Below are 14,400 nucleotides of genomic sequence, written 5' to 3' on the forward strand. Positions count from 1 at the left end.
CATGATCCAGACCGAAACTCGGCTTGAAGTGGCCGACAACACGGGTGCGCGTGAAGTCATGTGCATCAAGGTGCTCGGCGGCTCGAAGCGTCGTTACGCAAGCATTGGCGACATCATCAAGGTGACCGTCAAGGAAGCGACGCCGCGCGGACGCGTGAAAAAGGGCGAAATCTATAACGCCGTGGTCGTTCGTACGGCCAAGGGCGTGCGTCGCCAAGATGGCTCGCTCATCAAGTTCGACGGCAATGCCGCCGTTCTGCTCAATACGAAGCTCGAGCCCATCGGCACGCGTATTTTCGGGCCGGTGACGCGTGAACTGCGTAGCGAACGATTCATGAAGATCGTTTCGCTCGCGCCGGAAGTGCTGTAAGGAGTCGCGATGAACAAGATTCGCAAGGGTGACGAAGTCATCGTCACCACCGGCAAGGACAAGGGCAAGCGCGGCACCGTGCTGGCCGTTGATGGCGAGCGTGTCACCGTCGAGGGCATCAACCTCGTCAAGAAGCACGTGAAGCCGAACCCGATGAAGGGTACGACGGGCGGTGTGGAAGCCAAAACGATGCCGCTGCATATTTCGAACGTCGCGCTCGTCGACGCGAGTGGCAAGGCATCGCGTGTGGGCATCAAGGTCGAAGACGGAAAGAAGGTTCGTTTCCTGAAGTCGACCGGCGCCACGCTTAACGCCTGATGCGGAGTTAAAAAATGGCTCGTCTGCAAGAGATTTACAAAGAAAAGGTTGTGCCGCAACTGGTCGAAAAGTTCGGTTACAAGTCGGTCATGGAAGTGCCGCGCCTCACCAAGATCACCCTGAACATGGGTCTTGGCGAAGCCGTCGCTGACAAAAAGGTTCTTGAGCACGCCGTTGGCGACCTCACGAAGATCGCCGGCCAGAAGCCGGTTATCACCAAGTCGCGTAAGGCAATCGCTGGTTTCAAGATCCGCGAAGGCTACCCGATTGGCACGATGGTTACCCTGCGTGGCAATGCCATGTACGAATTCCTGGACCGTTTCGTGACGGTTGCGCTGCCCCGCGTGCGCGACTTCCGTGGCGTGTCGGGCAAGGCGTTCGACGGCCGTGGTAACTACAACATCGGTGTGAAAGAGCAGATCATTTTCCCCGAAATCGACTACGACAAGATCGACGCGCTGCGTGGGCTGAACATCAGCATCACGACGACTGCGAAGACCGACGAAGAAGCAAAGGCGCTGCTCGCCGGCTTCAAGTTCCCGTTCAGAAACTGAGGTTACCGTGGCTAAACTGGCACTGATCGAACGTGAAAAGAAGCGCGCGCGCCTGGCAGCCAAGTACGCTCCGAAGCGTGCTGAGCTGAAGGCTGTGATCGACGACGCAAGCAAGTCCGACGAAGAGCGTTACTTCGCACGTCTGGCGCTGCAACAACTGCCGCGTAACTCGAACCCCACTCGCAAGCGTAACCGCTGCGCGATCACGGGTCGTCCGCGTGGCACGTTCCGCAAGTTCGGACTCGCGCGTAACAAGATTCGTGAAATCGCGTTCCGCGGCGAAATCCCTGGCCTCACCAAGGCGAGCTGGTAATAGGAGAAACATAAATGAGCATGAGTGATCCTATCGCCGATATGCTGACTCGCATCCGCAATGCGCAGATGGTCGAGAAAGTTTCGGTGACTATGCCCTCGTCGAAAGTCAAGGTTGCGATTGCGCAGGTTTTGAAGGACGAAGGTTATATCGACGACTTCGCGGTCAAGTCTGAAGGCGCGAAGACGGAATTGAACATCGCGTTGAAGTACTACGCCGGCCGTCCGGTCATCGAGCGCCTCGAGCGCGTCTCGAAGCCCGGTCTGCGCGTGTACCGCGGTCGCAACGACATCCCGCAGGTCATGAACGGCCTGGGCGTTGCAATCGTGTCGACGCCGAAGGGTGTGATGACCGACCGCAAGGCGCGCCAGAACGGCGTCGGCGGTGAAGTCATCTGCTACGTCGCTTAACGCCTAAGGAGAAGATACATGTCTCGAGTAGGTAAAAGCCCGATCGCGCTGCCGCAAGGCGCGGAAGTGGCCATCAAGGGCGACGTCATCACCGTGAAAGGTCCGCTCGGCACGATCTCGCAACCGGCTAACAAGCTGGTCGCCGTGACGAACGAGAACGGCACGTTGAAGCTGGCTCCGACCGATGAAAGCCGCGAAGCGAACGCGATGTCCGGCACGATGCGCGCCCTGGTGGCGAACATGGTGCAGGGCGTCACCAAGGGTTTCGAGCGCAAGCTGACGCTGGTTGGCGTCGGTTATCGTGCGCAAGCGCAAGGCGACAAGCTGAACCTGTCGCTGGGTTTCTCGCACCCCGTGGTGCACCAGATGCCGGAAGGCGTCAAGGCTGAAACTCCGTCGCAGACCGAAATCGTGATCAAGGGGATCGACAAGCAGAAAGTCGGACAGACCGCAGCAGAAGTGCGCGGCTATCGTCCGCCTGAGCCGTACAAGGGCAAGGGCGTGCGCTATTCCGACGAGGTCGTGATCCTCAAAGAAACGAAGAAGAAGTAAGGGTGCGCAATCATGGATAAGACTCAATCTCGCCTGCGCCGCGCTCGTCAGACGCGTATCAAGATCGCTGAGCTGCAGGTTCCGCGTCTCGCCGTGCATCGCACGAATACGCATATCTACGCGCAAGTGTTCTCGGCATGTGGCACGAAGGTCGTGGCAAGCGCCTCGACGCTGGAAGCCGAAGTGCGCGCTGAACTGGCCGACAAGTCTGGCAAGGGCGGCAACGTCAACGCCGCGACCTTGATCGGCAAGCGTATCGCCGAAAAGGCCAAGGCTGCCGGCATCGAATCCGTCGCCTTTGACCGCTCGGGTTTCCGCTACCACGGCCGCGTGAAGGCGCTGGCTGATGCGGCGCGTGAAGCCGGGCTCAAGTTCTAAGGGAAGAATTCGTCATGGCAAAGATGCAAGCGAAAGTTCAGGCTGACGAACGCGACGACGGCCTGCGCGAAAAGATGATTTCGGTCAACCGCGTGACCAAGGTCGTGAAGGGTGGCCGTATTCTCGGCTTCGCCGCACTGACCGTGGTTGGCGACGGTGATGGCCGAATCGGCATGGGCAAGGGCAAGGCGAAGGAAGTTCCGGTCGCCGTTCAGAAGGCAATGGAACAAGCCCGCCGCAACATGTTCAAGGTGCCCCTGAAGAACGGCACGCTGCAACACGAAGTGCACGGCAAGCACGGCGCATCGGCGGTTCTCCTCGCTCCGGCGAAGGACGGTACCGGCGTGATCGCTGGCGGCCCGATGCGCGCAGTGTTCGACGTGATGGGCGTGCAAAACGTCGTGGCCAAGAGCCACGGTTCGACGAACCCCTACAACCTCGTTCGTGCGACGCTGGACGGCCTGCGCAAGCAGTCGACCCCGGCCGACATCGCGGCGAAGCGTGGGAAGTCCGTCGAAGACATTCTGGGCTAAGGTGGTCACCATGTCTGAAAAAACTGTCAAGGTTCAGCTCGTCAAGAGCCTGATCGGGACCCGCGAATCGCACCGCGCAACGGTGCGTGGCCTCGGCCTGCGTCGCCTGAACTCGGTATCCGAGCTGCAGGACACGCCGGCAGTGCGCGGGATGATCAACAAGGTCTCGTACCTCGTTAAGGTCATCGCCTAAGCGGCCGACCACGGATCCAAGGAGTTGAACATGGAATTGAATAACCTGAAGCCGGCAGAAGGCGCGAAGCACGCAAAGCGTCGCGTCGGTCGCGGTATCGGTTCGGGCCTCGGCAAGACCGCTGGCCGCGGCCACAAGGGTCAGAAATCGCGTTCGGGCGGCTTTCACAAGGTCGGCTTCGAAGGCGGTCAGATGCCTCTGCAGCGTCGTCTGCCGAAGCGCGGCTTTACCTCGCTGACGAAGGAATTCGTCGGTGAAGTGCGCCTGGCTGACCTCGAGAAGCTGCCGGTCGACGAAATCGATCTGTTGGCGCTGAAGCAAGCGGGTCTGGTCGGCGAGCTCATCAAGAGCGCGAAGATCATCAAGACCGGCGAGATCACGCGCAAGGTCACGGTGAAGGGCCTGACGGCAACGAAGGGCGCCCGCGAGGCAATCGAAGCCGCTGGCGGCTCGTTCGCCGAGTAACGCGCTAATCGCCGTTACTAGCACTAGCATCGGAGAAGGTACTTGGCTAACAGCCCGAGTCTCGCAAAAACCGGTCGAAGCGCGGCGAAATTCGGCGATCTGCGTCGGCGTGCAGTGTTTCTGCTGCTGGCGCTGATCGTCTACCGCATTGGTGCGCATATTCCGGTACCCGGCATCGATCCGGATCAACTGGCGAAGCTGTTTCAAAGCCAGTCGGGCGGCATCCTTGGCATGTTCAACATGTTCTCGGGTGGCGCGCTGTCACGGTTCACCATCTTCGCGCTGGGCATCATGCCCTACATTTCGGCGTCGATCATTATGCAGTTGCTGTCGATCGTGTCGCCGCAGATGGAAGCGTTGAAGAAGGAAGGGCAGGCGGGCCAGCGGAAGATCACGCAGTACACGCGTATCTTCACGGTGGTTCTGGCGACCTTCCAGGCGTTCGGTATCGCAGTTGCACTGGAGAACCAGCCGGCTCTGGTGCTGGACCCCGGCATGGTGTTCCGCCTGACGACGGTCGTCACGCTGGTGACGGGCACGATGTTCCTGATGTGGCTCGGTGAGCAGATCACGGAGCGCGGTCTCGGCAACGGCATCTCGATCATCATCTTCGGTGGTATCGCGGCGGGTTTCCCGAACGCAATCGGTGGTCTGTTCGAACTGGTTCGCACCGGGTCGATGAGCATCATCTCGGCGATCATCATCGTCGTGCTGATCGCGGCGGTCACGTATCTGGTCGTGTTCATCGAACGCGGTCAGCGCAAGATCCTCGTGAACTATGCGAAGCGCCAGGTCGGTAACAAGATTTACGGTGGACAGTCGTCTCATCTGCCGCTGAAGTTGAACATGTCGGGTGTGATTCCGCCGATCTTCGCGTCGTCGATCATCCTCTTCCCGGCAACCATCCTGAACTGGTTCAGTTCGGGTACGCGCACCAACTGGTTCGCGAACACGCTGCACAACGTGGCCGAGGCGCTGAAGCCGGGCCAGCCCGTGTACGTGTTGCTGTATGCGTTGGCGATTGTTTTCTTCTGCTTCTTCTACACCGCACTGGTGTTCAACAGCCGGGAAACAGCCGACAACTTGAAGAAGAGCGGTGCTTTCGTTCCGGGTATCCGTCCGGGCGATCAGACTGCACGGTATATCGACCGCATCCTCACGCGTCTTACGCTGGCTGGTGCGATCTACATCGTATTCGTGTGCCTGCTGCCTGAGTTTCTGGTGTTGCGCTGGAACGTGCCGTTTTATTTTGGTGGAACGTCGCTGCTGATCATTGTCGTCGTCACGATGGACTTCATGGCTCAGGTGCAGTCGTACGTTATGTCGCAACAATATGAATCGCTGCTCAAGAAGGCAAACTTCAAGGGTGGCAACGTCCCGATGCGTTAAGGACTATGGCCAAAGACGATGTTATCCAGATGCAGGGTGAGGTCATCGAAAACTTGCCCAACGCTACTTTCCGGGTGAAATTGGAAAATGGCCATGTCGTCCTGGGACATATCTCCGGAAAGATGCGGATGCACTACATCCGCATCCTGCCGGGCGACAAGGTTACGGTTGAATTGACGCCTTACGATCTGTCTCGTGCGCGGATCGTGTTCCGGGCGAAGTGATTTGAAAAAAGGGTAATATCATGAAAGTGATGGCATCGGTTAAGCGCATTTGCCGCAATTGCAAGATCATCAAGCGCAAGGGCGTTGTGCGCGTGATTTGCAGCTCTGATCCGCGCCACAAACAGCGTCAAGGCTGAACGCCGCGCTTTTGCTTGCGCTTTTTGTTTGAGGAAAAACAATGGCTCGTATCGCAGGGGTTAACATCCCGAATCACCAGCATACCGAGATCGGCCTGACGGCAATCTTCGGCATCGGACGCACGCGCTCGCGCGGCATTTGCACCGCTGCTGGTGTGGAATTTTCGAAGAAGGTCAAGGACCTCACCGACGCAGACCTCGAAAAGCTGCGTGACGAAGTGGGCAAGTTCATCGTCGAAGGCGACCTGCGCCGTGAAGTCACGATGAACATCAAGCGCCTGATGGACTTGGGTTGCTACCGCGGCATGCGCCATCGCAAGGGTCTGCCCCTGCGCGGCCAGCGTACGCGCACGAATGCCCGTACGCGCAAGGGTCCGCGTCGTGCAGCGCAATCGCTGAAGAAGTAAGCGGAACTGACAGTTACAGGAAAACGTAATGGCTAAGGCTTCGAACAACTCCGCGGCGCAACGCGTTCGCAAGAAGGTCAAGAAGAACGTCGCCGAGGGCGTGGTTCACGTTCACGCGTCGTTCAACAACACCATCATCACGATCACCGATCGTCAAGGCAACGCGCTGGCATGGGCGACCTCGGGCGGTCAGGGCTTCAAGGGCTCGCGTAAGTCGACGCCGTTTGCAGCTCAGGTCGCAGCCGAATCGGCTGGCCGCGTGGCGTTGGAATACGGCGTGAAGAACCTCGAAGTGCGGATCAAGGGCCCCGGCCCTGGCCGTGAATCGGCGGTGCGCGCGCTGCATGGTCTTGGCATCAAGATCACCGCGATCTCCGACGTGACGCCGGTCCCGCACAACGGCTGCCGTCCGCCGAAGCGCCGTCGTATCTAATACGTCGACGCTGCCGCATGTTTCCTGTCGATGCGCAAGTATCGGCGGGTTTCGTGCGTTGTGAAGTTTTGACTAAGCCCACCGTTCGGCCCAAAGGGTTCGAACTAGCGCATACGAAAGTGTGCGTGATCAATATTTAAGGATGCAAAGTGGCACGCTATACCGGTCCCAAAGCAAAGCTGTCCCGCCGTGAAGGCACCGATCTCTTCCTGAAGAGCGCACGCCGCTCGCTCGCCGACAAGTGCAAGCTCGACAGCAAGCCCGGCCAGCATGGCCGCACCTCGGGCGCGCGTACGTCCGACTACGGTACCCAGTTGCGCGAAAAGCAGAAAGTGAAGCGTATCTATGGCGTGCTGGAGCGTCAGTTCCGCCGCTACTTCGCTGAAGCCGACCGCCGCAAGGGCCCGACGGGTGAAAACCTGCTGCAGTTGCTCGAGTCGCGTCTCGACAACGTCGTGTATCGCATGGGCTTCGGCTCGACGCGCGCCGAAGCGCGTCAGCTCGTGAGCCACAAGTCGATCCTCGTGAACGGCCAGGTCGCGAACATCCCGTCGCTGCAAGTGAAGTCGGGCGACGTCGTGTCCGTGCGCGAACAGTCGCGCAAGCAGGCTCGTATCGTCGAAGCGCTGTCGCTGGCCGAGCAAGGCGGCATGGCGAGCTGGGTGTCCGTCGACGCGAAGAAGTTCGAAGGAACGTTCAAGTCGATGCCCGAGCGTAGCGACATCGCCGGCGACATCAACGAAAGCCTGATCGTCGAATTGTATTCGCGTTAATCGCGGCGGTAATGGATGGACAGCCGGGGAGCCTGATTGCTCGTGGCAAGGGGTGGCCTCGGCTGTTTATTTTCAGGTTGTTACCGGTCAGCCTTATCGGTGTAACGAGCCGAGGGTATTGAAAAGGAAAACCTATGCAAACCAGTTTGTTGAAGCCCAAGATCATTGCAGTTGAATCGCTTGGTGAAAACCACGCGAAAGTGGTTATGGAGCCGTTCGAACGCGGCTATGGCCACACCTTGGGTAACGCGCTTCGGCGCGTGCTGCTGTCGTCGATGATCGGCTACGCGCCGACCGAAGTGACGATCGCAGGCGTCGTGCACGAATACTCGACGCTCGACGGTGTGCAAGAGGATGTGGTCAACCTGCTGTTGAACCTGAAGGGTGTCGTCTTCAAGTTGCACAACCGCGACGAAGTCACGGTGACGCTGCGCAAGGAAGGCGAAGGCGTCGTCACGGCCGGCGATATCGAACTCGCGCACGACTGCGAGGTCATCAATCCGGAACACGTGATCGCTCACCTGTCGAAGGGCGGCAAACTCGACGTTCAGATCAAGATCGAGAAAGGCCGCGGCTATGTGCCGGGCAACGTGCGTCGTTACGGCGAAGATTCGGCGAAGATCATCGGCCGCATCGTGCTGGACGCTTCGTTCTCGCCGGTTCGCCGCGTGAGCTACGCCGTCGAAAGCGCGCGTGTCGAACAGCGTACGGACCTCGACAAGCTCGTGATGAACATCGAAACCAACGGCGTGATTTCGCCGGAAGAAGCGATCCGCCAGTCGGCTCGCATTCTGGTCGATCAGTTGTCGGTGTTCGCAGCGCTCGAAGGCACGGAAGCGGCAGCGGAAGCGCCGTCGCGTGCGCCGCAGATCGATCCGATCCTGCTGCGTCCGGTGGACGACCTCGAACTCACGGTTCGTTCCGCGAACTGCCTGAAGGCCGAGAACATCTACTACATCGGCGATCTGATCCAGCGCACGGAAAACGAACTGCTCAAGACGCCGAACCTGGGCCGCAAGTCGCTGAACGAAATCAAGGAAGTCTTGGCTTCGCGCGGTCTCACGCTTGGTATGAAGCTCGAAAACTGGCCGCCGGCTGGTCTCGACAAGTAATTCGACAGGTCACAAGCGTTACTGGCAAAGACGCGGATTTTCCTTTAAAATCCGCGTCTTGCTTTTTCTCCGACCGGCCCGTGCCCCAAATCAGGGTGCAATAGAAGAGCTGGCTCTAAACTCGTTATAGGAAGCTGAAAAATGCGTCATAAGCATGGTCTGCGGAAACTGAACCGCACGAGCAGCCATCGTCTGGCAATGCTCCGCAATATGTCGAATTCGCTCATCGAGCACGAAGTCATCAAGACGACGCTGCCGAAGGCCAAGGAACTGCGCAAGGTTGTCGAGCCCCTCATCACGCTGGGCAAGAAGCCGTCGCTGGCGAACCGTCGTCTGGCCTTCAACCGCCTGCGCGATCGTGATTCCGTCGCGAAGCTGTTCGACGTCCTCGGCCCGCGTTACGCGAACCGTCCGGGTGGCTACCTCAGCATCCTGAAGTTCGGCTTCCGCGTCGGCGACAACGCTCCGATGGCGCTGGTCCAGCTCATGGATCGCCCGGAAGTCGAAGAGACGGAAGAAGTGCAGGAAGCGGAATAAATTCCGAATTCGGTTGTTACCAAAAAGGCCAGGCTTGAAGCTTGGCCTTTTTGCTTTGTGGCTGCGACGTTTCAGCGCGCGGAAGCGTAAAAGTGCGTGTCGGCCGCCGATGCTACGATATACAGCTAGCCTGTCGCGCTTTTCCGGAGTACCGAGTGAACGTTCCCGTCGTTTTGATGCTCTCCACGCTGCCCGACGCCGCCGCAGCCGATGCGCTCGCGCAAGCGGCGCTCGAAGCGCGACTGGCCGCGTGCGTGACGAACCTCGGCGCGGTGTCCTCGCGGTATCACTGGAAAGGGGCTCTGGAGTCGTCGCAGGAAGTGCAGTTGCTGTTCAAGACGAGCGTCGCGCGCTGTGAGGAGTTGCAGCGCTTCGTCGAGGCTCGGCATCCCTATGAAACCCCCGAAATGCTCGTCTGGCAGGTGGACGCATCGTCTGGCTACGGTCAGTGGGTCAACGCAGAAACGCAGCGCCCTCTTCATGTTTGATTTTCCCCGATTCTTCGCAGCGTTTTTCCTCTTCATAGCGGCGTTGACGGGTGCCGCGCGTGCAGCCGACGATTTCCTCGATCCCGACGTCGCGTTCAAATTCAGCGCCACCGAAAAGCCCGGCGAAGTGGACGTACGCTACAAGATAGCGGACGGTTATTACATGTACCGCGAGCGTTTTGCGTTCGCGGTGAAGAGCGGCGACGCCACCATCGGCGCCGCGCAGTTGCCGGCCGGCAAAGTGCACTTCGATCAGACGTTCAACAAGGACGTTGAAACCTATCGGAGCGAGTTGCTCATCCGCATTCCCGTCACAAAGGCCAATGGGCCGTTTCAGCTCGCGGTGACGTCGCAAGGCTGTGCGGATGGCGGAATCTGCTATCCGCCGATGGAGAAAACGTACCGCGTGCGCGGCGACGCGCTCCAATCGGGGGGAGCTGAACCCAGTGCGCCGACGCATCAATCCCAAGCCTCCTGGTTCGAACGAGTGACGAGCGCGGATTACGCACAATCGATGCTCGAAGGCGGCGGATTCTTCACCGTCGTCGGACTGTATTTCCTCGCGGGCATGGTGTTGAGCCTCTTGCCGTGTTCTTATCCGATGATCCCGATTCTTTCCGCGATCATCGTCGGCGAGGGCGCACGCGTGACGCGCACGCGCGGGTTCGCGTTGTCGGTGTCCTACGTGGTCGGCATGGCGCTCGTGTACACCGTGCTCGGAATCGCGGCCGCGCTGATCGGTCAGAGCCTTGGCGCGTGGCTGCAGAATCCGTGGGTGCTCGGCGCGTTCGGCGTTCTGCTGGCAGCGTTCGCCATCGCGCTGATTTCGGGTGTCGATATCGCGTTGCCCGAGCGCTGGCAAAGCGGCGTCAACGAGGCGTCGCAAAAGCGCAGTGGCGGCAAGTTTGCGGCGGTCGCGGTGATGGGCGCGCTTTCCGCGCTCGTCGTCGGGGCGTGCATGACCGCGCCGCTTTTTGCGGTGCTCGCGTTTATCGCGCATACCGGCAACGCGATCCTCGGCGGCGCAGCGCTCTTTGCCATGGGCATCGGGCTCGGCGTGCCGCTGCTCGTCATCGGATTGGGTGCGGGCTCGGTACTGCCGCGCGCGGGCGCGTGGATGGACGGCGTGAAGGTGTTCTTCGGTGTGATCCTGCTCGCGGCGGCGCTGTGGATCGTGTGGCCGGTCATTGGCGGCGTCGCGCAAATGTTGCTCGCGGCGTTGTGGCTGTTGATCGCGGCGGCATCGCTTGGTTTGTTCGCTTCGGGCGCGGCTCAGCCAATCGGCATCTGGAAGCGCCTCGCACGCGGAATCGGCGCCGCGTTTGCGATCTGGGCGGCGACGCTGATCGTCGGATTGGCTGCGGGTTCGACCGATCCGCTGCGTCCGCTCGCGGTATTGGCTGCGCGCGGTGGATCGCAAGCGGCCACTGCACAGAACGAAGGACCGACGTTCGCGCCGGTGCGTTCATCGGCGGAACTGGATTCGGCGGTCAAAGCCGCCGCGCGCCCCGCGATGCTCGACTTCTACGCCGACTGGTGCGTGTCCTGCAAGGAGATGGAGAAGCTGACGTTCTCCGATGCCCGCGTGCAGGCCCGCCTCGCGCAACTCAATCTCCTACGCGCCGACGTGACCGCCAACAACGCCGACGATCAGGCGCTTCTCAAGCGCTTCAGGCTGTTCGGACCGCCGGGCATCATCTTCTTCGATGCGCAGGGCAACGAGGTCGCGCGCGTGGTCGGCTATGAATCGGCCGATAGGTTCCTGAAGAGCCTCGACAAAGTCGGCCCTTCGAAAGGATAAAAAGAGCGATGCTCCGAAGCATCGCTCTCTGAACGACTCAGGAAGCTCGCAGAATCCGCGCCGCATCTAGCGCGAAGTACGTCAGTACGCCGTCCGCGCCCGCGCGTTTGAACGCGAGCAGCGCTTCCATCATCACCTTGTCGTGATCGATCCAGCCGTTTTGCGCGGCGGCCTTGATCATCGCGTACTCGCCGCTCACCTGATACGCATACGTCGGAAAGCGGAACTCGTCTTTCACGCGGCGAACGATATCGAGATACGGCAGGCCCGGCTTGACCATCACCATGTCCGCGCCTTCCTCGATGTCCATGCGCACTTCGCGCATTGCTTCATCGGAGTTTGCCGGGTCCATCTGGTACGTCATCTTGTTGCTCTTGCCGAGATTAGCGGCCGAGCCGACGGCATCGCGGAACGGGCCATAGAACGCCGACGCGTACTTCGCCGCGTACGCCATGATGCGCGTGTGAATGTGGCTTTCGCTCTCGAGCATCTCGCGGATCGCGCCGATGCGCCCGTCCATCATGTCCGACGGCGCGACGATATCCACACCCGCTTCGGCCTGCGTGCGCGCCTGCTCGACGAGGATCTCGCTCGTTTCGTCGTTCTTCACGTAGCCTTCTTCGTCGAGCACGCCGTCCTGGCCGTGGCTCGTGTACGGATCGAGCGCGACGTCGGTGAGCACGCCGAGCGTCGGGAAGTTCTTTTTCAGCTCGCGCACGGCGCGCGGAATCAGACCTTCGGGATTGGTCGCCTCGCGGCCATCGGGCGTTTTCAGCGACGGTTCGACCGCCGGAAACAGCGAAATCACCGGCACGCCGAGCTCGACACATTGCGCGGCGACATTCATCAGCAGATCGACCGATGTGCGCTCGACGCCGGGCATCGACGGCACGCTCTGGCGCACATTCGTCCCTTCGACGATGAACACCGGATAAATCAGGTCGTTCGTGGTGAGAATGTTTTCGCGCATCAGACGGCGCGAGAAGTCATCGCGGCGCATACGGCGCGGGCGATTGTGGGGATAGAAGCTCATGTCTTGACTCGAATTTGAGTGGTCTTCCGGGGGGCGTCGAAAACAGCTTTCAAAACGCGCAAATCCTTGCCAAACAACCACTTGGACGCGTATGAAACTGCTTTGAGACAATGGTATATCATACCGATCGAGCGAGGCGCTTGCCGCCGAACTCCCCGCTTCTCCTCCCTGAGCGGGTGCCTGTCGATATTCGATTAGGCTGTTAACCCGCCGTCATGCGGCGGGTTTTTTTATGCCGGAGACTCGGCGTCAATGCTTCACTTCGAAGCATCTTCCTGCGCGTTCCCGCCCGCTTCTCCGGGCATCATCCAGCTTTCGATCAACTCGTGCGCTTCATCGATGCCCGTGCGCTTGAGCGCTGAAAAGAGCTGAACGGTCAACTCGCCGCGATAGCCCGCGTCCTTGTATTCCGCGAAGGATTTCTTCGTCGCGCGCAGGGCGTTGGTCATCTCCTGTCGCGTCAATTTGTCGCATTTGGTGAGCAGCGTGTGGATCGGCTTACCGGTCGGCGCGAACCAGTCGATCATGATGCGATCGAGTTCGGTCAAAGGCCGGCGTGAATCCATCATCAGGATCATGCCGCACAGTTGCGCGCGGCTTTGCAGGTAGGTGGAAAGCAGCCGTTGCCAATGCTCTTTCGCGGCGCCCGGCACTTCGGCGTAACCGTAGCCCGGAAGATCGACGAGATAGCCGACTGGCTCGTCCTGCGGCCCGACCGAGAAGTAATTGATGTGCTGCGTGCGGCCTGGCGTCTTGCTCGCGAACGCAAGCCGTTTCTGATTGCAGAGGATGTTGATTGCCGTCGATTTACCCGCGTTCGAGCGCCCGCCAAAAGCGATTTCGGGCTGCGGCGTGGGCGGTAGATCGCGTAGATGGTTGACGGTGGTGAAGAAGCGGGATTGATGAAGCAGGAATGACATGGGCGGCCCAATCGAAAGAGCGGTGAATACCAGCAGCCTTGAGAACCCGGCAAATACTGGGCATGCCCCGACTGGCGTCTTTGCGTGTAGCGGGTTATTGTACAATACGACGGATTTTTAAAGATCAGCACGGGCACGCAAGACCCAAGCCGCGCGCGGCACCACAAGGAGCGAGACGTTTTTCAGAGGCATACTTTTGGGCCTCTTCGTTCAGAAGGTCAGGGTATCTTGCGGCGATGTTCGATCGCCGTCGTTTTTTGCAGAACCTCACATTCTCACAAGACGAAAAACAGGGTACGCGAATGAACCGACTGTACAGGTCTCTGGTGGTGATTCGGGCAGCGGCGGCTTTCGGTGTAACAGCGGTATCAGTAACAGTGAGCGCGGCGGAGCCCGCGCAACCGGCCAAGCCGGACGTGGCTAGAGGGCAGGCCATCGCGACTCAGGTGTGCGCGGCATGTCACGCGGCGGACGGCAACAGCGCCGGCGCGGCTTTCCCGAAACTCGCGGGCCAGCACGCCGAGTACATCGTCAAGCAGTTGAAGGATTACAAGACGCAGCCGGGTGCGAAGGCGCCGGCGCGCAACAATCCGATCATGGCGGGCATCGCGGGCGCGCTGTCGGATCAGGACATGGTGAACGTCGCGGCATACTTCGCGTCGCAGAAAACCAAACAGGGCTACGCGCGTGACAAGAATGACGTCGCGCTGGGCCAGAAGATTTATCGCGGCGGCATCGCGGACAAGGGCGTACCGGCGTGCGCCGCGTGTCACGGTGCAACGGGCATGGGCATTCCCGTGCAGTACCCACGGCTGTCGTGGCAGTGGGGCGATTACACGGTGGCGCAGTTGAACGCCTTCGCATCGGGACAACGCGCCAACAGCGAGCCGATGCACGCCGTCTCCTCCCGCATGAACGAAGCGGAGATGAAGGCGGTAGCGGATTACATCGCCGGGTTGCATTAATAAACGCAGCAGTCAGCGTCCAGCGGTTCCCGGCGTCGAAAGCGGGAATCGCCCATACTACGAAGCCGGTCCCGGGAAGATCCGAGAAGACCGGC

General features: G+C 60.1%; 23 protein-coding genes. 21 read left to right on the forward strand and 2 right to left on the reverse strand.

The annotated features are described in order from the left end of the window. Position 1: 1 nt before the first annotated feature. From rplN to dsbD, 20 genes are all read left to right on the forward strand, one after another. On the forward strand, positions 2 to 370 hold the full coding sequence (gene rplN, locus AWB74_RS25415) for a 50S ribosomal protein L14 (protein WP_006998478.1): 369 nt from the start codon (positions 2 to 4) through the stop codon (positions 368 to 370). 9 nt (positions 371 to 379) lie between these two features. Then, positions 380 to 688, forward strand: a complete 309-nt coding sequence (gene rplX / locus AWB74_RS25420) for a 50S ribosomal protein L24 (RefSeq protein ID WP_061149455.1) — start codon at positions 380 to 382, stop codon at positions 686 to 688. 14 nt (positions 689 to 702) lie between these two features. Then, a complete protein-coding gene (gene rplE, locus AWB74_RS25425; RefSeq protein WP_014192474.1) occupies positions 703 to 1,242 on the forward strand; it encodes a 50S ribosomal protein L5 in 540 nt (179 codons plus the stop codon). Positions 1,243 to 1,249: 7 nt separating this feature from the next. Then, entirely contained in the window at positions 1,250 to 1,555 is a 306-nt protein-coding gene (gene rpsN, locus AWB74_RS25430; protein WP_061126156.1) for a 30S ribosomal protein S14, read from the forward strand. Positions 1,556 to 1,569: 14 nt separating this feature from the next. Beyond that, positions 1,570 to 1,965 (forward strand): 30S ribosomal protein S8, encoded by a 396-nt coding sequence (rpsH, locus tag AWB74_RS25435; protein WP_061126155.1) that lies wholly within the window; start codon positions 1,570 to 1,572, stop codon positions 1,963 to 1,965. Positions 1,966 to 1,983: 18 nt separating this feature from the next. Next, the gene (gene rplF / locus AWB74_RS25440) at positions 1,984 to 2,517 is read left to right on the forward strand and encodes a 50S ribosomal protein L6 (RefSeq protein ID WP_061126154.1); all 534 of its coding nucleotides are present in this window, start codon (positions 1,984 to 1,986) and stop codon (positions 2,515 to 2,517) included. Positions 2,518 to 2,529: 12 nt separating this feature from the next. Continuing rightward, entirely contained in the window at positions 2,530 to 2,895 is a 366-nt protein-coding gene (gene rplR, locus AWB74_RS25445) for a 50S ribosomal protein L18 (protein WP_008343872.1), read from the forward strand. Between the two features lie 14 nt (positions 2,896 to 2,909). Next, entirely contained in the window at positions 2,910 to 3,428 is a 519-nt protein-coding gene (rpsE, locus tag AWB74_RS25450) for a 30S ribosomal protein S5 (protein WP_008343875.1), read from the forward strand. Between the two features lie 10 nt (positions 3,429 to 3,438). After that, positions 3,439 to 3,621 carry a 50S ribosomal protein L30 gene (gene rpmD / locus AWB74_RS25455; protein ID WP_006400644.1) on the forward strand — a complete coding sequence of 61 codons (183 nt, stop codon included), beginning with the start codon at positions 3,439 to 3,441 and terminating at the stop codon, positions 3,619 to 3,621. A 30-nt stretch (positions 3,622 to 3,651) separates the two neighbouring features. After that, positions 3,652 to 4,086, forward strand: coding sequence for a 50S ribosomal protein L15 (gene rplO, locus AWB74_RS25460; RefSeq protein ID WP_008343934.1), 435 nt, complete (start codon positions 3,652 to 3,654; stop codon positions 4,084 to 4,086). 42 nt (positions 4,087 to 4,128) lie between these two features. Further along, the gene (secY, locus tag AWB74_RS25465; protein WP_008343935.1) at positions 4,129 to 5,475 is read left to right on the forward strand and encodes a preprotein translocase subunit SecY; all 1,347 of its coding nucleotides are present in this window, start codon (positions 4,129 to 4,131) and stop codon (positions 5,473 to 5,475) included. A 5-nt stretch (positions 5,476 to 5,480) separates the two neighbouring features. Continuing rightward, on the forward strand, positions 5,481 to 5,699 hold the full coding sequence (infA, locus tag AWB74_RS25470) for a translation initiation factor IF-1 (protein ID WP_004521905.1): 219 nt from the start codon (positions 5,481 to 5,483) through the stop codon (positions 5,697 to 5,699). 20 nt (positions 5,700 to 5,719) lie between these two features. Further along, positions 5,720 to 5,836: a 50S ribosomal protein L36 gene (gene rpmJ, locus AWB74_RS25475; protein WP_004199844.1), complete on the forward strand. Its 117-nt coding sequence runs from the start codon at positions 5,720 to 5,722 to the stop codon at positions 5,834 to 5,836. Between the two features lie 41 nt (positions 5,837 to 5,877). Next, a complete protein-coding gene (gene rpsM / locus AWB74_RS25480; RefSeq protein ID WP_008344037.1) occupies positions 5,878 to 6,243 on the forward strand; it encodes a 30S ribosomal protein S13 in 366 nt (121 codons plus the stop codon). A gap of 28 nt (positions 6,244 to 6,271) precedes the next feature. Then, on the forward strand, positions 6,272 to 6,676 hold the full coding sequence (gene rpsK / locus AWB74_RS25485) for a 30S ribosomal protein S11 (RefSeq protein WP_035506748.1): 405 nt from the start codon (positions 6,272 to 6,274) through the stop codon (positions 6,674 to 6,676). 149 nt (positions 6,677 to 6,825) lie between these two features. Continuing rightward, the gene (rpsD, locus tag AWB74_RS25490) at positions 6,826 to 7,449 is read left to right on the forward strand and encodes a 30S ribosomal protein S4 (protein ID WP_061126151.1); all 624 of its coding nucleotides are present in this window, start codon (positions 6,826 to 6,828) and stop codon (positions 7,447 to 7,449) included. A gap of 134 nt (positions 7,450 to 7,583) precedes the next feature. Continuing rightward, positions 7,584 to 8,561 carry a DNA-directed RNA polymerase subunit alpha gene (locus AWB74_RS25495; protein WP_061126150.1) on the forward strand — a complete coding sequence of 326 codons (978 nt, stop codon included), beginning with the start codon at positions 7,584 to 7,586 and terminating at the stop codon, positions 8,559 to 8,561. Positions 8,562 to 8,702: 141 nt separating this feature from the next. Beyond that, positions 8,703 to 9,098: a 50S ribosomal protein L17 gene (rplQ, locus tag AWB74_RS25500; protein ID WP_008344047.1), complete on the forward strand. Its 396-nt coding sequence runs from the start codon at positions 8,703 to 8,705 to the stop codon at positions 9,096 to 9,098. Between the two features lie 155 nt (positions 9,099 to 9,253). Continuing rightward, the gene (cutA, locus tag AWB74_RS25505) at positions 9,254 to 9,586 is read left to right on the forward strand and encodes a divalent-cation tolerance protein CutA (protein ID WP_061149456.1); all 333 of its coding nucleotides are present in this window, start codon (positions 9,254 to 9,256) and stop codon (positions 9,584 to 9,586) included. Then, positions 9,579 to 11,387, forward strand: a complete 1,809-nt coding sequence (dsbD, locus tag AWB74_RS25510; protein ID WP_061149457.1) for a protein-disulfide reductase DsbD — start codon at positions 9,579 to 9,581, stop codon at positions 11,385 to 11,387. The genes cutA and dsbD overlap by 8 nt, the downstream gene beginning before the upstream one ends. A gap of 37 nt (positions 11,388 to 11,424) precedes the next feature. Here the strand turns inward: dsbD and hemB are convergent, their stop codons facing one another. Together hemB and yihA are read right to left on the reverse strand one after the other, a co-directional pair. Next, a complete protein-coding gene (gene hemB / locus AWB74_RS25515; protein ID WP_061149458.1) occupies positions 11,425 to 12,420 on the reverse strand; it encodes a porphobilinogen synthase in 996 nt (331 codons plus the stop codon). Between the two features lie 257 nt (positions 12,421 to 12,677). Continuing rightward, positions 12,678 to 13,340 (reverse strand): ribosome biogenesis GTP-binding protein YihA/YsxC, encoded by a 663-nt coding sequence (yihA, locus tag AWB74_RS25520; RefSeq protein WP_061149459.1) that lies wholly within the window; start codon positions 13,338 to 13,340, stop codon positions 12,678 to 12,680. A gap of 302 nt (positions 13,341 to 13,642) precedes the next feature. Here yihA and AWB74_RS25525 point away from each other — a divergent pair, with 302 nt between their 5' ends. After that, on the forward strand, positions 13,643 to 14,305 hold the full coding sequence (locus tag AWB74_RS25525) for a c-type cytochrome (protein ID WP_061149514.1): 663 nt from the start codon (positions 13,643 to 13,645) through the stop codon (positions 14,303 to 14,305). Positions 14,306 to 14,400: the final 95 nt, after the last annotated feature.

The sequence above is a fragment of the Caballeronia arvi genome (assembly GCF_001544695.2).
GTDB classification, from domain to species: domain Bacteria; phylum Pseudomonadota; class Gammaproteobacteria; order Burkholderiales; family Burkholderiaceae; genus Caballeronia; species Caballeronia arvi.

Coding starts and splice junctions, on each gene's coding strand:
- rpsH (WP_061126155.1), top strand. CDS start 1,570: ATGAGCATGAGTGATCCTATCGCCGATATGCTGACTCGCATCCGCAAT.
- AWB74_RS25495 (WP_061126150.1), top strand. CDS start 7,584: ATGCAAACCAGTTTGTTGAAGCCCAAGATCATTGCAGTTGAATCGCTT.
- rpmD (WP_006400644.1), top strand. CDS start 3,439: ATGTCTGAAAAAACTGTCAAGGTTCAGCTCGTCAAGAGCCTGATCGGG.
- rplR (WP_008343872.1), top strand. CDS start 2,530: ATGGATAAGACTCAATCTCGCCTGCGCCGCGCTCGTCAGACGCGTATC.
- hemB (WP_061149458.1), bottom strand. CDS start 12,420: ATGAGCTTCTATCCCCACAATCGCCCGCGCCGTATGCGCCGCGATGAC.
- rpsK (WP_035506748.1), top strand. CDS start 6,272: ATGGCTAAGGCTTCGAACAACTCCGCGGCGCAACGCGTTCGCAAGAAG.
- rpmJ (WP_004199844.1), top strand. CDS start 5,720: ATGAAAGTGATGGCATCGGTTAAGCGCATTTGCCGCAATTGCAAGATC.
- rplE (WP_014192474.1), top strand. CDS start 703: ATGGCTCGTCTGCAAGAGATTTACAAAGAAAAGGTTGTGCCGCAACTG.
- AWB74_RS25525 (WP_061149514.1), top strand. CDS start 13,643: ATGAACCGACTGTACAGGTCTCTGGTGGTGATTCGGGCAGCGGCGGCT.
- rpsM (WP_008344037.1), top strand. CDS start 5,878: ATGGCTCGTATCGCAGGGGTTAACATCCCGAATCACCAGCATACCGAG.
- rplO (WP_008343934.1), top strand. CDS start 3,652: ATGGAATTGAATAACCTGAAGCCGGCAGAAGGCGCGAAGCACGCAAAG.
- rpsE (WP_008343875.1), top strand. CDS start 2,910: ATGGCAAAGATGCAAGCGAAAGTTCAGGCTGACGAACGCGACGACGGC.
- rplF (WP_061126154.1), top strand. CDS start 1,984: ATGTCTCGAGTAGGTAAAAGCCCGATCGCGCTGCCGCAAGGCGCGGAA.
- dsbD (WP_061149457.1), top strand. CDS start 9,579: ATGTTTGATTTTCCCCGATTCTTCGCAGCGTTTTTCCTCTTCATAGCG.
- rplN (WP_006998478.1), top strand. CDS start 2: ATGATCCAGACCGAAACTCGGCTTGAAGTGGCCGACAACACGGGTGCG.
- yihA (WP_061149459.1), bottom strand. CDS start 13,340: ATGTCATTCCTGCTTCATCAATCCCGCTTCTTCACCACCGTCAACCAT.
- infA (WP_004521905.1), top strand. CDS start 5,481: ATGGCCAAAGACGATGTTATCCAGATGCAGGGTGAGGTCATCGAAAAC.
- rplQ (WP_008344047.1), top strand. CDS start 8,703: ATGCGTCATAAGCATGGTCTGCGGAAACTGAACCGCACGAGCAGCCAT.
- rplX (WP_061149455.1), top strand. CDS start 380: ATGAACAAGATTCGCAAGGGTGACGAAGTCATCGTCACCACCGGCAAG.